This window comes from Micromonospora trifolii (genome assembly GCF_050516465.1).
GTDB classification, from domain to species: Bacteria; Actinomycetota; Actinomycetes; order Mycobacteriales; family Micromonosporaceae; genus Micromonospora; species Micromonospora trifolii.
Genome location: NZ_CP191526.1, coordinates 707,603 through 725,435 on the forward strand (window position 1 = coordinate 707,603; position 17,833 = coordinate 725,435).

Here is a 17,833-nt window from a genome sequence, read left to right on the forward strand (position 1 = left end):
TCAGCGTTCGCGGACCACGGCGACCGGGCAGGCGGCGTGTTGGATGAGCTGTTGGCTGACCGAGCCGAGCAGCATGCCGGCGAGCCCGCCCCGGCCCCGGCTGCCGACCACGACCAGCCGCGCGTCCCGACTCGCCTCGATCAGCATCGCCGACGGGCTGGTCGACTCCAGGTCGACGGTCATCGCCAGTTCGGGGAACGTTCGCCGCCACGGCTCCAGCGCCTGCTCCACGGCGGCCCGCTCGTCGGGCACCCCGGCCGCCCCGCCGGGGCCCGGTGTCCAGGCGTGCAGGACGCGCAGCGGCAGCTGCCGCTGCGCCGCCCGTTCGGCCGCGAAGCCGAGCGCCACCAGCGACGGTTCCGAGCCGTCCACCCCGACCGCCACCGAGCGGTTCGACGTGTCGGTCGCGGCGCTGCCGGCCCCGTTCCGGACCACCACGACCGGGCAGTGGGCGTGCGCGGCGACCGAGACCGCCGTCGACCCGGCCAGCAGGCCGCCGAAGCCGCCGTGACCCCGGCTGCCGAGCACCAGCATCCCGGCCTCGGCCGAGCGTTCCTGCAACACCAGCGCGGGCGGCCCGTCGTACACCTCGCCGGTGATCCGCAGCCCGGGGTTCGCCGCGGTGGCGTCCGCCGCGGCCCTGCGGACCAGGTCCTCGACCTGCCGGCGGGCGGTGTCGTCCGGCCACACGCCGGGGGCCACGCCCGGGCCGACCCAGCTGGCCACGGTCAGCCATTCGAAGACGTACGCCAGCCGCACCGGCTGGCCGCTGTTCCGCGCCTCCTCCACGGCCCAGTTCAGGGCCACCGAGGCGTCGGTGGAGCCGTCGTAGCCGACCAGGATTTCCGCGTCGCGCACGTCGTTCTCCTTCAGGGGGTGGTCGGGTCGGTTTCGCGGATCCAGCGCCACTCGGCGACCTGGGGGTCGTCCTCGCCGTACTGGCGGGTGTAGTCGCGGGCCGTCTGTCGGGCGTCGACCATCCGTTGGCGCAGGTGCGCGGCGCTGGCGGCCAGCCCGGGCACCCGGTCGATGACGTCGATGACCAGGTGGAAGCGGTCCAGGTCGTTGAGCATCACCATGTCGAACGGGGTGGTGGTGGTGCCCTCCTCCTTGTAACCGCGCACGTGCAGGTTCTCGTGGTTGCTGCGGCGGTAGGTGAGTCGATGGATCAGCCACGGATAACCGTGGTACGCGAAGATGATCGGCCGGTCCTCGGTGAAGATGGTGTCGAACTCGTTGTCGGTCAGGCCGTGTGGATGCTCGGTGTCCGGCTGGAGTCGCATCAGGTCGACCACGTTCACCAGGCGCACCTTCAACGTCGGCAGGTTCTGCCGCAGCAGCTCGACGGCGGCCAACGTCTCCAGGGTGGGCACGTCTCCGCAGCAGGCGAGCACCACGTCCGGTTCGGTGCCGCCGTCGTTGCTGGCCCACTCCCAGATGCCCAGGCCACGCCGGGTGTGCTGGATCGCCTCGGTCATCGTCAGCCAGTTCGGGGCGGCCTGCTTACCGGCCACCACCACGTTGATGTAGTGCCGGCTGCGCAGGCAGTGGTCCATCGTGGCGAGCAGAGTGTTGGCGTCCGGCGGCAGATAGACCCGCACCACCTCGGCCTTCTTGTTGACGACGTGGTCGATGAAGCCCGGGTCCTGGTGGGAGAAGCCGTTGTGGTCCTGCCGCCAGACGTGGCTGGACAGCAGGTAGTTCAGCGAGGCGATCGGCTGCCGCCAGGGGATGGCCCGGGTCACCTTCAGCCACTTGGCGTGCTGGTTGAGCATCGAGTCGACGATGTGGATGAACGCCTCGTAGCTGGTGAACACGCCGTGCCGGCCGGTCAGCAGGTAGCCCTCCAGCCAGCCCTGGCACAGGTGCTCGGAGAGCACCTCCATCACCCGCCCGTCGGGGGAGAGGTGGTCGTCGCCGGGCACGGTTGCGGCCACCCAGGCCCGGTCGGTCACCTCGAACGCCGCACCCAGCCGGTTCGACGCGACCTCGTCCGGGCCGAACAGCCGAAACGTCTCCGGGTTGGCGCTGATCACGTCGCGGATCCACGGGCCGAGCACCCCGGTCGCGCCGGCGATCGGCGTACCCGGTTCGGCTACCTCCACGCCGTAGTCGCGGAAGTCCGGCAGGTTCAGGTCGCGCAGCACCACGCCGCCGTTGGTGACCGGGTTGGCGCTCATCCGCCGGTCACCGCGCGGCGGCAGCGTCAGCAACTCCTCCACTGGCGCGCCGGTCGCGTCGAACAGCTCCTCTGGCCGATAGCTGCGCAGCCAGTGCTCCAGCTCGGCCCGGTGCGCCGGGTTGTCGCGTACGCCCGACAGCGGCACCTGATGGGCGCGGTAGGTGCCCTCCACCTGGGTGCCGTCGACCTCACGCGGGCCGGTCCAGCCCTTCGGCGTCCGCAGAATGATCATCGGCCAGCGGGGACGTTCGACGACGCCTCCGGAGCGGGCCCGCCGCTGGATCTCGGCGATCTCGTTCAGCACACGGTCCAGCGTCGCGGCGAGGGTCCGGTGCACCCGGGCGGGCTCGTCACCGGCCACCACGTACGGCTGGTAGCCCGATCCACGCATGAGGTCGAGCAGGTCGGTCTCGGGGATCCGGGCCAGCACGGTCGGGTTGGCGATCTTGTAGCCGTTGAGATGCAGGATGGGCAGCACCGCGCCGTCGCGCGCCGGGTTCAGGAACACGTCGGAGAGCCAGCTGCCGGCCAGCGGCCCGGTCTCCGCCTCCCCGTCGCCGATCACGCAGGCCACCAGCAGGTCCGGGTTGTCGAACGCGGCGCCGTAGGCGTGGCTCAACGCGTACCCGAGCTCGCCGCCCTCGTGGATCGAACCCGGCACGTCCGCAGCGACATGGCTGGGGATGCCCCCCGGAAAGGAGAACTGGCGGAAGAGCCGGGACATCCCGGCCTCGTCGCGGGCCACGTCGTGGTAGCGCTCCGACCAGGTGCCCTCCAACCAGGTGTTGGCCACGATGGCCGGACCGCCGTGGCCGGGGCCGGTGACCAGCATGGCGTTGAGGTCGCGCGCCACGATCACCCGGTTGAGGTGGGCGTAGATCAGGTTGAGGCCGGGGCTGGTGCCCCAGTGCCCGAGCAGCCGGGGTTTGATGTCGTCGGGGGTCAGCGGCTCGCGCAGCAGCGGATTGTCCAGCAGGTAGATCTGCCCGACGGTGAGGTAGTTCGCGGCGCGCCAGTAGGCGTCCAGCCGACGCAGCTCGTCGTCGGTGAGGGCGCGGTGCACGTCGAGAGCGGTCTCCATCATGCTGCCTCTCGCGGGTAGGAGTGGGGCGTCCGGCGTCCAGCCTGGCCACTGCGGACGCCCCGAGGTCAGGGCCGTTGGTCCCGCACCGGGCGGGCGCCAGGCCCGGTCAGCGGCGCCTCGGCCAGGCCGCGGACGACGACCACCGGAGCCGGGGAGTGGTAGAGCAGGGACTGGGCGACCGCGCCCAGCATGGCCCGGCCCGGTTCGTCGCCGCGCGCGGCGACCAGCGCCACCTGCGCGTTGCGGGAGGTGTCGATCAGCACGTCGGCGGGGTCGCCGCGTACCGCGCGACACTCGGTCGGCACGGTGTTGTCGCGGCCGGTGTGCCGGGCCAGTGCCTCGGTGAGCTGCTCGGCGACCGCGTCGGTGTCCTCGTCGTACTCGACCACCCGCAGCGCCAGCAGTCGCGCGCCCCGGCGGGCCGCGCACTGCACGGCCCACTGGAGGGCGAGGTGTGAGCTGGGGGAGCCGTCCACGCCCACCAGCACCGGACCCTGCGGCGGCGGCTCACGCCGAACCACCAACAGGGGGCAGCCGGCGCGCGCGGCCAACTGCACGGCGGTCGTCTCGGCCGGAACGCACTGGCCGCTGCCCGCCATGCCGCTGTCGCCGACGGCCAGCAGGAAGGTGCCCTCCGAGCGGCGGATGAGGGTGGGCAGCATGGCGCTCTCGACGATCTCCCCGCGTACGGTCAGCCCCGGCTCGGTCTGGTGGGCGAGTTGGGCGGCGCGGGTGATCAGTTTTTCGGCCTGGTCGCGGGGTACGGCGACGGTGTCCGCGGCGAAGGCCGCGCGCCAGTCGAAGGTGTGCAGCAGGTGCAGTGGCCGGCCGTGTCCGGCGGCCTCCTGCGCGGCCTGTTCGACGACCGGGAGGTCGAGTTCCGACCCGAGGCCGACCAGCACCGCTGCGTCGGCGGGTGCGGCCATCCGATATCACCTCCCGGGCGTCGCGCCCGGCACGACCAAGCTGTCCCTGACCGAGGGTAGTCGGATGAGCACGGTGGCGTTGCGTCGTTGCGTTATCGCCCGCTCGTCCGGCTGGAGAGGACTCGGTCCCAGTCGACCGTGCGGGCCCAGTCGGCGTAGCGGTACCAGGCGACGTCGGGGTGCGCTGCGTGCAGCGCGTCGACGTCGACGAAGTCGGTGGTGTCCTCGAAGCGCTGGAACATGTCGGCGATCTCGTCGCCGGCCCACTGCCGGACCTGGTCCAACGGCAGCTGCTGGTACGGAATCTCGCGGCCGAGCACGTCGCTGAGGATGCCGGCCGCCTCCTCGCCGGTCACCCGGTCGGAGACGACGTCGATCCGCTCGCCGACGAACCGCTCGGGGTGCTCGATGGCGTGCACGGCGAGGCCGGCGATGTCCCGGACGGTGACCTGGTCCAGCGGCTTGCCCCCGGAGAGCGGGTTGGCCAGGACGCCGTCGGTGAGGCGGCTGAACCCGGTGTTCAGGACGTTCTCCATGAAGTAGACCGGCGCGAGGATGGTCGCGCGTACCTGCTGCTTGCGCAGGTACGCCTCGATGTGCTGTTTGCTGTCGGCGTGGTCGATGTCCGTCTCGACCATCCGTTCGGCGCCGCGTACCGAGGAGTAGACGAGGTGCGCCTCGGCCGCCGCGTCGACCAGCAGGCGACCCTGGGTGACCTCCTCGTCCTTCCCGCCGGATCCGAACGGCACGGACAGCCCGAAGACCGCGTCGGCGCCGTGGGCGGCGTCGGCGAGCGCCACCGGGTCGCCCAGGTCACCGACGACGAGCCGTGCCCCGGCGGCGGACAGCGCCTGGGAGGGCGGGGACTCGGGTGAGCGCACGTAGGCGGTGACCTCGTGGCCGTGTTGGAGCAGCAGATCGGCGACGGCGCCGCCCTGCTGCCCGGTGGCGCCGATGACGAGAACTGTGGTCACAGGAAGGCTCCTTGCTCGCGGTTCGGGGACGCCGCTGATCCTCTGGCCTCAACCATGGTTGAGGTCAAGCGGTACGGTCGATCCATGCCGAGGCCCCGCACCACGTTTCACGAACTCACCGTCGGGCAGGTCGCCGACCGCAGCGGTGTCGCCATCTCGGCGTTGCACTTCTACGAGCGCAAGGGCCTCATCCGCAGCACGCGGACGGCGAGCAACCAGCGCCGGTACAGCCGCGACACCCTGCGGCGGGTCGCGTTCATCCGGGCCTCCCAGCACGTCGGCATCTCGCTGACGGCGATCCGCGAAGCCCTGGACCAGCTGCCCAGCGAACGCACCCCGACCCCCGACGACTGGGCCCGGCTGTCGGCGGCCTGGCGGACCGAGCTCGACGCGCGCATCGCGCAGTTGCAGGCGCTGCGCGACGATCTCAGTGACTGCATCGGCTGTGGCTGCTTGTCGCTGCGGGCCTGTCATCTGACCAACCCCCGCGACGTGCTCGGTCGTGAGGGCTCCGGAGCGCGCCGGTTGCTGTCGCCACGAACCGATCATGTCAACCAGGGTTGACACGGTAGGAGTTGTCAACGTATGTTGACGGCATGAGTCAGGCGACAGAACTCGCGGCGGCAGCCGGCAGCACCGACCCCCGGGTCGGGCTGCGCGCCGTCCGCGCGCTACGCCGGCTGCTCGAGCGGCTTGAGGTGGTCCAGGTCGACAACGCCCGACGACAGGGCTGGTCCTGGCAGGAGATCGCCGACACGCTCGAGGTCAGCCGGCAGGCGGTGCACAAGAAGCACGCCGGGCGACCGGCGGTCAACTCATCCTGGGAGGCGTGATGTTCGAACGATTCACCGACCGGGCGCGCGGCGTGGTGCGACGGGCGCTGGAAGAGGCGCGGGTCGAGGGCCAGCGGCCCGTCGGCACCGAGCATCTGCTGCTCGCCCTGCTCGCCGACGACGCCGGGCTGGCCAGCCGGGTGCTCGCCGACGCCGGGGTGCGCGCCGACGACCTTCGCGAACGCGTCCGGCGGCACACCGTCACCGGCGGCGCCGGCCTCGGCGACGCGGACGCGGCGGCGCTGCGGGAGATCGGCATCGACCTGGCCGCGATCGTGGCCCGCATCGAGCAGTCCTTCGGTCCTCACGCGCTACGGGAGGCGGTCCCGGCACCGCGCCGCCGCTGGGGGCGTAAGCGGTACCTCGGCGGCCCGTTCTCGCCCCGCTCGAAGAAGGCGCTGGAGTTGTCCCTGCGGGAGGCCATCCGGCTGCGCCACCGCCACATCGGCACCGAGCACATCCTGCTCGGGGTGCTCCGGGAGGGCAACGGGCTGGGGGCGTTGGTGCTCACCGAGTCCGGGGTCGACCTCGACGATCTACGCCGGCGGGTGGAGCTCGCCCTGCGGGCGGCGGCCTGACGGGTGGGGCCGGGTTGAAACCTGTCTGTGGCACTTCCGACGCGCGCCGGTCGCCGGGTCGCTGAAGCCGTCCGGGTGCTGCACACTGGCGCCGTGGATGCTGGACAGGACAGGCGGCCCTCGGGCGGCGACGGCGGGTTGCGCTCCGCTGTGGTGGTCAACCCGGTCAAGGTCGACGATCTCGACGAGTTGCGCCGTACCGTCGACGACGCCCTGACCGCGGCCGGTTGGCCCGCGCCGCAGTGGTTCGAGACGACAGTCGACGACCCGGGTCGCGGCCAGACCGAGCAGGCCGTCAAGGACGGCGTCGACCTGGTCTTCGCCTGCGGGGGTGACGGCACCGTGATGTCCTGCGTCAGCGGGTTGGTCGGCACCGACGTGGCCCTCGCCGTGCTGCCGCAGGGCACCGGCAACCTGCTCGCCGCCAACCTGGGGCTCTCCACCGACCTGGCAGCCGGGTTGCAGGTCGCCGTCGAACGCGGCCGACGGCTGCTCGACGTCGGCGCTGTCGAGGACAAGTACTTCACAGTGATGGCCGGCATGGGCTTCGACGCCCAGATGCTCGAGGCCACCAACGAGACCACCAAGGCCCGCATCGGCTGGCCGGCGTACGTGGTGGGCGCCGCCCGTCACCTACGGGACCGGCCGATGCGGGTGAAGATCCGCATCGACGACCGGCCGCCGGTGCGCCGCCGGGCCCGTTCGGTCCTGATCGCCAACGTCGGTCGGCTGCAGGGCGGCCTGACCCTGCTGACCGAGGCCGAGCCGGACGACGGCTGGCTCGACGTCGCCGTGCTCACCCCGCGCAACCTGCGGCACTGGCTCGCGCTCGGCTGGGCGGTGGTCCGCCGTAGCGGCCGAGTGCCGCAGCTGGAGGTGTTCCGGGGCCGGCGCGTGGTGGTCACCAGCAACCGGGCGCAGCCTCGGGAGTTGGACGGCGACCTGATCTCCCCGGGCCGGCAGTTGCGGGCGGAGGTTCGACCGCAGGCGCTCTGGCTCTGCGTCCCCCAGCCCGAGGACGCCCCCGACCTGGCCGTCGACGCGCAAGGTGCCGGGGAGCGGGGCGAGCAGCTGATCGAGGAAGCCCGCCGTGAGTAGCACCCGCATCGTGCCGGAGACCCGGCTGATGACCGACGAGGAGCTGTCCGCCGACGACGCCTGGCACACACTGCGCGGGCAGGGCGGCTGGCACCTGCTGCGGGACGCGTTCATCCGGTTCCGCTACGGCGACGGGTTCAGCCACTCCCGGGCCTTCGCGCTGCAACTCTGCCTCGCCGTGGTGCCGTTCCTGATCGCCCTCACCGGCCTGATCAGCGAGCTGGGCGTCGAGGAGGGCGGCCAGGTGGTCGCCGACACCGTCCTGGCGCTCACCCCCGGCCAGAGCGCGGAGATGGTCGCCGGGCTGCTCGGCGAGGGCGAACGCGTCGAGGACGCGGGGGAGCTGGCGCTCACCCTCGGTCTGCTCACCGGCCTGTTCGCGCTCACCACCACGATGGCCCAGATCGAGCGGGGCGCCAACCGCATCTACGGCGTCGAGCGGGACCGTCCGGCGCTGCGCAAATACCTGCGGGCCGCCGTGCTGGCCGTCACCGCCGGTCTGCCCGCGCTCGCCGGCTTCCTGATCCTGGTCGGCGGCGGCGCGATGGGCGACTCGGTCCGCGAACACTACGAGTGGGGTGCGCTAGCCAACGGCATCTGGGACGTGATCCGCTTCCCGCTGAGTCTCGGGCTGACCGTTGTCGCCGTCGCCGTGCTGTTCCGACACGCGCCGCGCCGCAACCAACCCGGCCTGTCCTGGCTGTTGTTCGGCGCCGGCATCGCCACGGCGCTGTGGTGGCTGGCCAGCCTGCTGCTCGCCGCGTACGTGCGGTTCAGTGACGGTTTCGGGCAGACCTACGGCGCCCTCACCGGCATGATGGCGCTGCTGCTCTGGGCCAACCTGACCGGGATGGCGCTCTTCGGTGGGCTGGCCTTCGCCGCCCAACTGGAGGCGCTGCGCATCGGTGCGCGGGAGCCCGCCCAACCGGACCTGTGGGAGCCCGACCCGGACCGCGCCGAGCTGTACGACACCGGGGACATGTCGGCGCTCTAGCGGCACCGGCGTGTACGACGGACGCGGATCGGGTAATGCGCCTCGCCAGACAGACAAGGGAGGTGCGGGGTGACCGCGGTCAAAGAGGTGGCGCGCCGTCCGATCGGTCATTTCGCCGAACGGAGCATTGCCGGTCTGGTGGCCGTCACCGGTGCCGGGGTGGCCTTCGGGCTGCTGTTGTTGCTTGTCCGGGTGCAGTGGAGCCCGCTCCAGGATGCCGACCACGGGCTCGCCGAGTGGTTCAACGGCCTCGTCGCCCCGCACCACGCGCTGGTCACCGTGCTCCAGGCGGTGACGGACCTGGGCGGCCGACCGATCCTCATCTGGCTGGTCACCATCGCCGTGGTCGGGTTGCTGATCCGGCGGCAGCCCCGGCTCGCCGTCTACCTGATCATCACGGGGGTCGGCGGCCTGATCCTCGACCCGTCACTGAAGACGCTTGTCGGCCGGCTCCGCCCGGTCGTGGACGTGCCGATCGCCAGCGCGCCCGGCAACAGCTTCCCGAGCGGCCACGCGCTCGGCTCGTTCGTCGCGTACGGCGCGCTGCTGCTGGTGTTCCTGCCGGCGATGGCGCCCCGCTGGCGCAAGCCGGCCATCGTCGGCGTCGGTGTGCTGGTGGCACTGGTCGGGCTGACCCGGATCGCGCTGGGCGTGCACTTCGTCTCCGACGTGCTGGCCGCCTGGCTGCTCGGGGCCGCCTGGCTGGGCGTCACCGCGTACGCCTTCCGACTGTGGCGGCGGGAGCGGGGGCGGCCGGTGCCGCCGCTGACCGAGGGTCTGGAGCCGGAGGCGGGGCACGACATCGCCCCCGCCCCGGCCGAGGAACACGTGTTGGCCCACCCCCGCTCGGCGGTGGCCGAGCTGCTGGTCGGCTGGGTGATCGTGTTCGGGGCGCTGTACGGCTTCGGCACGTACGTCAGCTACCACGCCAAGGGCACCTTCTTCGACACCCTCGACACGGAGGTGCCGCGGTGGTTCGCCGAGCGGCACACCGAGGTGCTGACCGATGTCAGCTGGTGGTGGAGCAAGTTCGGTGACACCCATGCCATCCTGCTGATCTCCCTGGTGTTCTGCCCGCTGGTGCTGGCGGTCTGGCGGCGCTGGCGCCCGGTGCTCTTCGTGGCGCTGGCGATGGTGGGGGAGTTGACCCTCTTCCTCGCGTCGGCCCGCGCGGTCGACCGGCCGCGTCCGCCGGTGGAGAACCTGGACGGGCAGATGCCCACCTCGTCGTTCCCGTCCGGGCACATCGCGGCCACGATCTGCGTCTGGCTGGCGATCACCCTCATCGTCTTCCCGCGTACCGACCGGTGGTGGCGTTGGATCTTCGTGGTGCTGGCCGTGCTCATGCCGGTCGGGGTGGCCACTTCCCGGATGTACCGGGGGATGCACCACCCGACCGACTTCATGGGCGCGATCCTGCTCTCCGCGCTCTGGATCGGGTTGCTCTACCTGGTGATCCGCCCGAACGAGGACCTGAAGGAAGGCAACCGACCGGCCATCGAGTCGGAGGACGTGGACACCCTCGACGACGAGCTGGCGCGGGCCGGCCGAGCCGACTAGGCGCCGCCGTCGTGCTGCGGGTGATGACCTGGAACATCCGCACCGGCGGCCGGGATCGCGGCGGCCCCGACCGGCTGGATCAGGTGGTCCAGGTCGTCGACGAGCACGCACCGGACGTGCTGGCCCTTCAGGAGTTGCGCGGCTTCGACCGGGACGGGCTGATGGCCATCGTGGCGGGCCGGGTGGGGATGATTCCCCATCTGGCCCGGTCCTGCTTCGGGCAGCCGGTGGCGGTGCTGGTCCGGCCGCCGTACCGGGTGGTCGACGCGGGTTCGGTGCGCCGTCCGTTCCACCACGCCGCCGCGCGCGTCGTGGTGGCCACGTCCGCCGGCCCGTTCACCGTGCTCGGCACCCACCTCTACCCGTACTCCGGGGGCCGGCGGCGGATGGAGGTCGACTGGTTGGTCGCCGCGATGCGTCGTAACCAGGGTCCGCTGACGCTGGTCGCCGGTGACCTCAACTCGCTCGACCCGACCGTCGACCACACGGCCCGTCTGGCCGGCATGCCCACCCTCTACCGGCGACGGCACCTGCGTCGCTCCGGTGACGCCGTGGACACCCGCGCGATCGCCCGGTTGCTCGCCGCCGGCCTGGTCGACCTCTGGCCGTCGGGCAACGTCGACGCGCCGGAGACCGCCGGCCACACCGTGCCCACCCGACTCGGCGGGGCCGAGTTCGCCGGGATGCGGCTGGACTACCTGCTCGGCAGCACCGCCCTGGCGCAGCGGGTGGGCGACTGTCGGGTGATCCGCGACGGCGGGGCGGCCACCGCCTCCGATCACTATCCGCTGCTCGCCACGCTGGAGTTGTCTCCCGCCTGACGCCACCCGTCGGTCCGCGCTGCGAGCACCCCCTGGGGCGTGGCGCGGGCCGGTTACCGTGCCACCGTGACCGACCGCCGCGCCCTCCGCTCGCCGCTGCCCGGTCCGGCGAATGATCACCGGTCCGCGCCGACGAGGGCACGTCCGGCCGCCGACCCGCTGGCCTCGGGCACGGCGCAGCCGGCCGCCGTCGCGCCTCCGCTCGTCGCGGCCGTCGCGCGCGGTGTGGCGCTGGTCGTGGTGCTGCCGGTACGCCTGCTCTGGGAGCTGATCGCGGCTGCCGGCCGGCTGCTGCACCGGTACCTGCTCCGCCCGGCGGGCCGGTTCCTTCGCCGCTGGCTGCTGGCCCCGCTGGCCTGGCTTCTGCACCGGCTGGCCTGGCTTCCGCTGGTCTGGTGCGCCCGGCACCTGCTGTGGCTCCCGCTGGTGTGGGTCGTGCGCACGGTGATCTGGCCCGCGCTGGTCTGGCTGACCCGTCATGGGCTGCGCCCGGCCCTGGTGGTCCTGGGGCGCGTGCTGGTCTGGCTCGCCGAGCATCTGCTCCTGTGGCCGCTGCGATGGTTGGGCACGGTGCTCACGCCCGCCGGTCGGCTGGTCGTCGCCGCGATGGTCGGTGCGTGGCGGACGGCCGGCCGGGTGCTGCGACTGCTCCACCGACTGCTGCTGCGCCCACTCGGGCGAGGGTTGCGCTGGCTGTGGCGGCACGCCGTACGCCCGCTGCTGCGGGGAGTCCGGTGGGTCTGGTCGGTGACGGTCGTGCCGGTGGCGCGGAGCCTCAGGGCGGTCTGGCGGGCCACCGTCGCGCCCGTGGCCCGCTGGGCCCACCGTTCGGTGCTCGATCCGGCCCGGCTGGCCGTTCGGGAGGTGCTCAGCGCCCTGGGCCTGCGCCGCTGACACGTGCGCGGCTCAGAGCACCAGATTCAGCAGGACGGTCAGCACCACCGAGGCCACGATCGAGAAGAGGATCATCAGGAGGCAGCCGAGGCCCCCGCCGAGCAGGCGGATCTCCGTGTTGCCGAAGCGCATGATGTTCACCTGTCCGTGAGTGCGGAATGAGGGGCGAGCAGGCGGCGGATCGCGTCCGCGACCGCCGTCGGGTTGGTCGTCGCCGCGTTGTGCGGGGCGCCGGGAACGACCACCAGGTTGGCGTCCGGCACCAACCTGGTCACCTGGTCCCGCCATCGCGGCGGCGCGATCGGGTCCCGCTCGCCGGTCAGGACCAGGGTCGGCGCGGTGATCCGGACCAGGTCCGCCTCGATGGCGTTGCGCACCGAGTGCGACAGCGTCGCGAGGACCCGCCAGGGCCGGGCGTTCCACACATCCCGCGCCAGGATCGGGGCCTGTAGCGGCGCTTCGCGCAGGCTGTCCACCAGCCAACGACCGAACTGGGCCCGTCGGGACCGGGCCGCCGGGTCGCTGGTCGGCCCGGCCAACACCAGCGCGCGTACCGAGCCCGGGTGGTTCGCGGCGAGCGTGGCGGCCACCTCGGCGCCGAACGAGTGCCCCAGCAGGCAGACCGGTGGCAGTCGGTACGCGGCCAGCCAGGCGGCCAGGTGCTCGGCATGCTGGCGCACGTCGTACGCGCCCCGGGGGCGTTGGGTCAGCCCGAAGCCGGGCAGGTCCGGCACGTACACCTGATGGGTGGTGGCGAGCGCGACGGCCAGCGGGGTGAGATACCGGTGCGAGACCGCCAGCCCGTGCACGAGCACCACGGGCGGCGCTTCGGTGGTCGGGCCCGCAGCGTGCCGGGTGTGGGTGCGCAGCCCGTCGACGAGCCGCCACTCGCTGGTCAGTCCGGCGGCCGGCCGGGGCGCGGCCATGCCGAGCTGCAGTTCGGCCAACCCGAATCGGCCGGCGCGAGCCGGTCGGGTCGGCCGGTGCGGCGCACGGGTAGCGGTTCGGTTCACAGTTGACGCAGTCGGGGCAGCAGTTGCTCCTGCGCCCAGTCCAGGAACATCGGCTGGGTCTCCCCACCGACCTGGATGATCGCCACGTGGGTGAAGCCGGCCTCGACGAACTTGCGGAACGCCTCGACGTGCGCTTCCGTGTCCGGACCGCAGGAGATGCCCTCGGCGACATCCTCCTCGCGGACGAACTGGGTGGCGGCGGCGAAGGACTCCGGGCCGGGCAGGTCGGCGTTGACCTTCCAACCCATTCCGAACCAGCGGAACTGGTCGTGCACGATCTTGCGGCACTCCGCCTCGTCGGGGCCGTAGCAGATGGCCACCTGGCCGTAGCGGGGCTGGCCGGCGCCCCCGGCGTCGTCGTACATCTCGATGATGTGCCGGTCGGGTTCGGTGGAGATCAGGCCGTTGCCGTACTCGGCGGCCAGCGTCGCGGACTGTCGACCGGACGCGGCGATGGCCATCGGCACCGGCCGTTCCGGGCGGTCCCAGATGTAGGCGTCGGGCACGTCGAAGTGGTTGCCGGAGAAGGTCAGCGTCTCCCCGTTGAGCAACGGCCGGATGATCTGCAACGCCTCCTCGAACATCTCGTGCCGCTGCTGGACGTGCGGCCAGCCGCCAACCACGTGCTCGTTCAGGTTCTCCCCGGCGCCCAGGCCCAGGGTGAACCGGCCGTCCGAGAGCGCCCCGATGGTGCTGGCCTTCTGCGCGACCACGGCCGGGTGGTAGCGGCGGATCGGGCAGGTCACGAAGGACATCAGCTGCGCGCGGGAGGTGGCGTGGGCGACCGCGCCGAGCACCGACCAGGCGTACGGGGAGTGGCCCTGCGAGTCCAGCCAGGGGTAGTAGTGGTCGGACATCACCAGCTGGTCGAAACCAGCCGCCTCGGCGCGTACCGCATGGTCCACCAGCTGCTTGGGCCCGGCCTGCTCGCTCATCAGGGTGTAGCCGACGCTGACCATCCTGGTATCCCCTCTCGCTGACGGATCGTTCCCGGGATACCCCGGTGCACGGCGGTCAACCCTCCCGTCCGGTTCGGCTGCCGCGGTGCTTGACGGATCCCGGCCGCCTGCCTACCGTCGCTCTTAACCGGTTAAGAGCCGGGTGTGGCGCACATCCTGTGGTGGGGATGACCGCCCCGCGACGGCCCGCGTCCGCGTGGGCCGTTGCGGCTGTCTGGGCTGTGGGCCCGTCAACTGAACCGGTTGCGAAGACCAATCCATCGTCCTACGCTGATGCCTGCGCCGAGAGCCGGGCGCGGCTGCCGGGCTGCAGCCGCCTTCCCCTGTCACATCCCCACCCCTGTCGGGCACCGGGGGTCCTCCCTGAGGAAGGCCATGAAGACTCGACTCTCCGCCGCCGGCGCGACACTGCTCGCGTTGCTCGTCACCGTGCTGGCGTTCGGCCAGCCGGCACACGCCGCGGCTGGTTTCTCCGTCGCAGGCGGCAAGTTGTACGACGCCAACGGCGCCGAATTCATCATGCGCGGCGTCAACCACGCGCACACCTGGTACCCGCAGCAGACCAGCTCGTTCACCGACGTGAAGGCGCTCGGCGCGAACACCGTGCGGGTGGTGCTCTCCAGCGGCGACCGGTGGACCCGCAACACCAACGCCGACGTCGCCAACGTCATCTCGCTCTGCAAGGCCAACAGGCTGATCTGCGTGCTGGAGGTGCACGACACCACCGGGTACGGCGAGCAGAGCGGTGCGATCACCCTCGACCGTGCCGTCGACTACTGGCTCAGCCTCGCCGACGTCCTCGCCGGCCAGGAGAGGTACGTCATCGTCAACATCGGCAACGAGCCGTACGGCAACCAGAACTACGCCTCGTGGGCCACCGACAGCGCCAATGCGATCAAGCGCCTGCGGGCCGGCGGGTTGACCCACACGATCATGGTGGACGCGCCGAACTGGGGGCAGGACTGGTCGTTCACCATGCGCGACAACGCCGCGTCGGTCTTCGCCGCCGACCCGGCCCGCAACACAGTGTTCTCCATCCACATGTACGGGGTGTTCGACACCGCCGCGGAGATCAGCGACTACCTGGGCCGGTTCCGCACTGCCGGGCTGCCCATCGTGGTCGGTGAGTTCGGCTTCAACCACTCCGACGGCAACCCGGACGAGGACGCCATCCTCGCGTACAGCCAGGCCAACGGGATCGGTTGGCTGGGATGGTCGTGGAGCGGCAACGGCGGCGGTGTCGAGTATCTCGACCTGGCCACCAGCTTCAACCCGGCGAGCCTGACCGACTGGGGTCAGCGCCTCTTCAACGGTGTCAACGGCATCCGGCAGACCGCCCGCGAGGCCAGCGTCTTCGGCGGCACCCCACCGCCGACCACCCCACCCCCGACGACGCCACCGCCGACCACCCCGCCCCCGACGACGCCCCCGCCGACCACACCGCCGCCGACGACGCCCCCGCCGAACGGTGGCTGCACGGCGACGTACACGGTGACCAACCAGTGGCAGGGCGGCTTCCAGGGTGAGGTACGGGTGACCGCTGGCGCGAGGGCGATCACCAGTTGGACCGCCGGCTGGACCTTCGCCAACGGCCAGCGTGTCACCCAGTCCTGGAATGTGGCCCTCACCAGCAGCGGAACCACGGTGACCGCCCGCAACACGGACTACAACGGACGGCTGGCCGCCGGGGCCAGTGCCAGCTTCGGCTTCCTCGGCAGTTGGACCGGCACCAACAGCCTGCCGGTGGTGAGCTGCACGGCGAGCTGACCGTCGGACCGGTGGCCGGGTCCCCGTCGGACCCGGCCACCGGAAACCGTCCCGGTCAGTGCTCCCCGGCCAGGTTCACGATGACCACCCCGGCGATGATCAGTGCGATGCCGGTGAGCTTGGCGAACCCCACCGACTCGCCCAGGAACACCGCCCCGATCGCCACGATGGCCGCGGTACCCAGACCCGACCAGAGGGCGTACGCCACCCCTACGGGGATCTCCTTGACGGCCTGGGCCAGCAGGAGGAACGCCAGGGCGTAGCCGCCGAGGCACGCCACCGTCGGCCAGAGCCGACTGAACCCGGCGGTGCTCTTGATCAGGCTGGTTGCCACCACCTCGGCGAGGATGGCGATCCCCAGCAGCACGTACGCCATGCGTCCCCTTGCTCCTTGGTGGTCGATGAAGCCCGTCGCCACCCAGGCTAGTGCCGGCGATGCCCCCGCCCGGCCGACCCGGTCGGGGTGACGGGTTGATCCCTGTCGTTACGGCAGATCGACGGACTGGGCCAGGCGGGCAGCTCGCATGGTCAGGTAGAGCTGTTCGGGGCGGCTGCTCGTGCGGGCGGCGGCGATCCGGTAGTCGGCGATCGCCTGGGCCTGGTCACCGGCCATCTCGTGCAGGTGGGCGCGAGCGGCGGCCAGCCGGTGATGTCCGGCCAACTGCGGGTCGTGGGCCAACGCGTCGAGGGCGGCCAGGCCGGCGGCCGGTCCGTGCACCATGGCCGTCGCCACCGCCCGGTTGAGGGCCACCACCGGGCTGCCGGCCAGGCGTTCCAGCACCTCGTACAGCGCCAGGATCTGCGGCCAGTCGGTCTGCTCGGTGCTCGACGCCTCGTCGTGCAGGGCGGCGATGGCGGCCTGCACCTGGTACGGACCGACCGGCCCGCGTGGCAGTGCCCGGGTGACCAATGCGACGCCCTCGGCGATCGCCGTCGCGTCCCAGCGGCTGCGGTCCTGATCGGCCAGTGAGATCAGCTCGCCGGAAGGCCCGGTCCGTGCCGGGCCGCGTGCCTCGGTGAGCAGCATCAGCGCCAGCAGTCCGGCCGATTCGCTGTCGTTCGGCAGCAGCATGTGCAGCGCGCGGGTCAGCCGGATCGCCTCCGCCGCGAGGTCGACGCGGCGCAGGCCCGGGCCGGTGGTGCTGGTGTGCCCCTCGGTGAAGACCAGGTACAGCACCTGCCGTACGGCGATCAACCGGTCCGCCCGCTCCGCCGGCTCGGGCATCCGGAACGGCAGCCCGGATGCCCGGATGCGCTGCTTGGCCCGGCTGATCCGCTGCGCCATCGTCGCCTCGGGCACCAGGAACGCGCGGGCGATCTCGGCGGTGCTCAACCCACCGACGGCGCGCAGGGTCAGCGCCACCGCCGACGTCGGCGCGAGCGCCGGGTGGCAGCAGAGGAACAGCAGCACCAGAGTGTCGTCCCGCTCGGCGGTCAACTCCTCGTCCGGGGCCTGCGCGTACCGCTGGTCGTCCGGATCCCGGCGGGCGACCAGGTCCTCCCGGCGGCGTCTGGCCTGCTCACCGCGGACCAGCTCGATCATCCGCCGGTAACCGACCTGGATCAGCCAGCCCCGGGGGTTCGCCGGTAGCCCCTCGGTCGGCCATTGGGTGGCGGCGGCCAGCAGCGCCTCCTGCACCGCGTCCTCCGCCGTGGCGAAGTCACCGAAGCGGCGGCTGAGCACGCCGAGGACCTGCGGCGCCAACTCGCGCAGCAGGTCCTCGATGCGGGGGTCGGTGTTCAGTCCCTCACAGCTCCTGTGCCGGGGCGGACATCACCGGGTGCACCTCGATCGGCATGTTCAGCGGCCGGCCGCCGGGGCCGGGCGCCGTGGAGATGTGCGCGGCCAGCTCCACGGCCCGCTGCGGGCTTTCGCAGTCGACGATCCAGAAGCCGGCCAGGAACTCCTTCGTCTCGGCGAACGGCCCCTCGGTGACCACCGGCGCCCCACCCTCACCGGCGCGGACGATCCGGGCCTGCTGCGGGCCACCGAGGCCCTGCCCGTCGACCCACTCGCCGGCGGCGGTGAGCTTGGCGTTGACCTCGCCCATGAATGCGATGTGCGCCCGGACCTCGTCCTGGGTCCAGGTGTCGACGCTCGGAAAGTCGGTCGCGGCGGCGCTGAACTGCATCAGCAGCATGTACTTCAT

The 17,833-nt window shown here is 72.0% G+C and carries 18 protein-coding genes; 9 read left to right on the plus strand and 9 right to left on the minus strand.

All coding sequences use genetic code 11. From position 1 onward, the window contains the following. The 4 genes from ACQRWP_RS03240 to ACQRWP_RS03255 all read right to left on the minus strand — a co-directional run bounded on the left by ACQRWP_RS03240 (position 1) and on the right by ACQRWP_RS03255 (position 5,166). On the minus strand, positions 1-858 hold the full coding sequence (locus ACQRWP_RS03240; RefSeq protein ID WP_430500720.1) for a universal stress protein: 858 nt from the start codon (positions 856-858) through the stop codon (positions 1-3). 11 nt (positions 859-869) lie between these two features. Then, a complete protein-coding gene (locus ACQRWP_RS03245; protein WP_430503397.1) occupies positions 870-3,263 on the minus strand; it encodes a phosphoketolase family protein in 2,394 nt (797 codons plus the stop codon). A 68-nt stretch (positions 3,264-3,331) separates the two neighbouring features. Next, positions 3,332-4,192 carry a universal stress protein gene (locus ACQRWP_RS03250; RefSeq protein ID WP_430500721.1) on the minus strand — a complete coding sequence of 287 codons (861 nt, stop codon included), beginning with the start codon at positions 4,190-4,192 and terminating at the stop codon, positions 3,332-3,334. A 92-nt stretch (positions 4,193-4,284) separates the two neighbouring features. Continuing rightward, positions 4,285-5,166, minus strand: coding sequence for an NmrA/HSCARG family protein (locus ACQRWP_RS03255; protein WP_430500722.1), 882 nt, complete (start codon positions 5,164-5,166; stop codon positions 4,285-4,287). An 84-nt stretch (positions 5,167-5,250) separates the two neighbouring features. Between ACQRWP_RS03255 and soxR the strand changes: the two genes are divergently transcribed. From soxR to ACQRWP_RS03295, 8 genes are all read left to right on the plus strand, one after another. Beyond that, complete coding sequence (gene soxR / locus ACQRWP_RS03260; protein WP_430500723.1) at positions 5,251-5,730, plus strand: redox-sensitive transcriptional activator SoxR; 480 nt, start codon at positions 5,251-5,253, stop codon at positions 5,728-5,730. Between the two features lie 32 nt (positions 5,731-5,762). Further along, entirely contained in the window at positions 5,763-5,999 is a 237-nt protein-coding gene (locus ACQRWP_RS03265) for an HTH domain-containing protein (RefSeq protein ID WP_030336062.1), read from the plus strand. Then, positions 5,999-6,577 carry a Clp protease N-terminal domain-containing protein gene (locus tag ACQRWP_RS03270; RefSeq protein WP_430503398.1) on the plus strand — a complete coding sequence of 193 codons (579 nt, stop codon included), beginning with the start codon at positions 5,999-6,001 and terminating at the stop codon, positions 6,575-6,577. Before ACQRWP_RS03265 ends, ACQRWP_RS03270 begins: the two co-directional genes overlap by 1 nt. A gap of 93 nt (positions 6,578-6,670) precedes the next feature. Continuing rightward, a complete protein-coding gene (locus ACQRWP_RS03275) occupies positions 6,671-7,675 on the plus strand; it encodes a diacylglycerol/lipid kinase family protein (protein ID WP_430500724.1) in 1,005 nt (334 codons plus the stop codon). Next, positions 7,668-8,669: a YihY/virulence factor BrkB family protein gene (locus ACQRWP_RS03280; protein ID WP_430500725.1), complete on the plus strand. Its 1,002-nt coding sequence runs from the start codon at positions 7,668-7,670 to the stop codon at positions 8,667-8,669. The genes ACQRWP_RS03275 and ACQRWP_RS03280 overlap by 8 nt, the downstream gene beginning before the upstream one ends. A 69-nt stretch (positions 8,670-8,738) precedes the next feature. After that, positions 8,739-10,229 carry a phosphatase PAP2 family protein gene (locus ACQRWP_RS03285; RefSeq protein WP_430500726.1) on the plus strand — a complete coding sequence of 497 codons (1,491 nt, stop codon included), beginning with the start codon at positions 8,739-8,741 and terminating at the stop codon, positions 10,227-10,229. A gap of 11 nt (positions 10,230-10,240) precedes the next feature. Further along, on the plus strand, positions 10,241-11,050 hold the full coding sequence (locus ACQRWP_RS03290) for an endonuclease/exonuclease/phosphatase family protein (RefSeq protein WP_430500727.1): 810 nt from the start codon (positions 10,241-10,243) through the stop codon (positions 11,048-11,050). 66 nt (positions 11,051-11,116) lie between these two features. Continuing rightward, positions 11,117-11,944 (plus strand): hypothetical protein, encoded by an 828-nt coding sequence (locus ACQRWP_RS03295; protein WP_430500728.1) that lies wholly within the window; start codon positions 11,117-11,119, stop codon positions 11,942-11,944. A gap of 137 nt (positions 11,945-12,081) precedes the next feature. Here ACQRWP_RS03295 and ACQRWP_RS03300 read toward each other — a convergent pair whose 3' ends face one another. Continuing rightward, positions 12,082-12,891: an alpha/beta fold hydrolase gene (locus tag ACQRWP_RS03300; RefSeq protein WP_430500729.1), complete on the minus strand. Its 810-nt coding sequence runs from the start codon at positions 12,889-12,891 to the stop codon at positions 12,082-12,084. Between the two features lie 62 nt (positions 12,892-12,953). Further along, a complete protein-coding gene (locus ACQRWP_RS03305) occupies positions 12,954-13,916 on the minus strand; it encodes a TIGR03557 family F420-dependent LLM class oxidoreductase (RefSeq protein WP_430500730.1) in 963 nt (320 codons plus the stop codon). A gap of 375 nt (positions 13,917-14,291) precedes the next feature. On the opposite strand from ACQRWP_RS03305, the gene ACQRWP_RS03310 reads away from it, so the two are divergent. After that, positions 14,292-15,683 carry a cellulase family glycosylhydrolase gene (locus tag ACQRWP_RS03310; protein ID WP_430500731.1) on the plus strand — a complete coding sequence of 464 codons (1,392 nt, stop codon included), beginning with the start codon at positions 14,292-14,294 and terminating at the stop codon, positions 15,681-15,683. 55 nt (positions 15,684-15,738) lie between these two features. Here the strand turns inward: ACQRWP_RS03310 and ACQRWP_RS03315 are convergent, their stop codons facing one another. The 3 genes from ACQRWP_RS03315 to ACQRWP_RS03325 all read right to left on the minus strand — a co-directional run bounded on the left by ACQRWP_RS03315 (position 15,739) and on the right by ACQRWP_RS03325 (position 17,833). Further along, positions 15,739-16,059, minus strand: coding sequence for a DMT family transporter (locus ACQRWP_RS03315; RefSeq protein WP_112603856.1), 321 nt, complete (start codon positions 16,057-16,059; stop codon positions 15,739-15,741). A gap of 108 nt (positions 16,060-16,167) precedes the next feature. Next, positions 16,168-17,388: an RNA polymerase sigma factor gene (locus ACQRWP_RS03320; protein WP_430500732.1), complete on the minus strand. Its 1,221-nt coding sequence runs from the start codon at positions 17,386-17,388 to the stop codon at positions 16,168-16,170. 43 nt (positions 17,389-17,431) lie between these two features. Then, on the minus strand, positions 17,432-17,833 hold the full coding sequence (locus ACQRWP_RS03325; RefSeq protein ID WP_430500733.1) for a YciI family protein: 402 nt from the start codon (positions 17,831-17,833) through the stop codon (positions 17,432-17,434).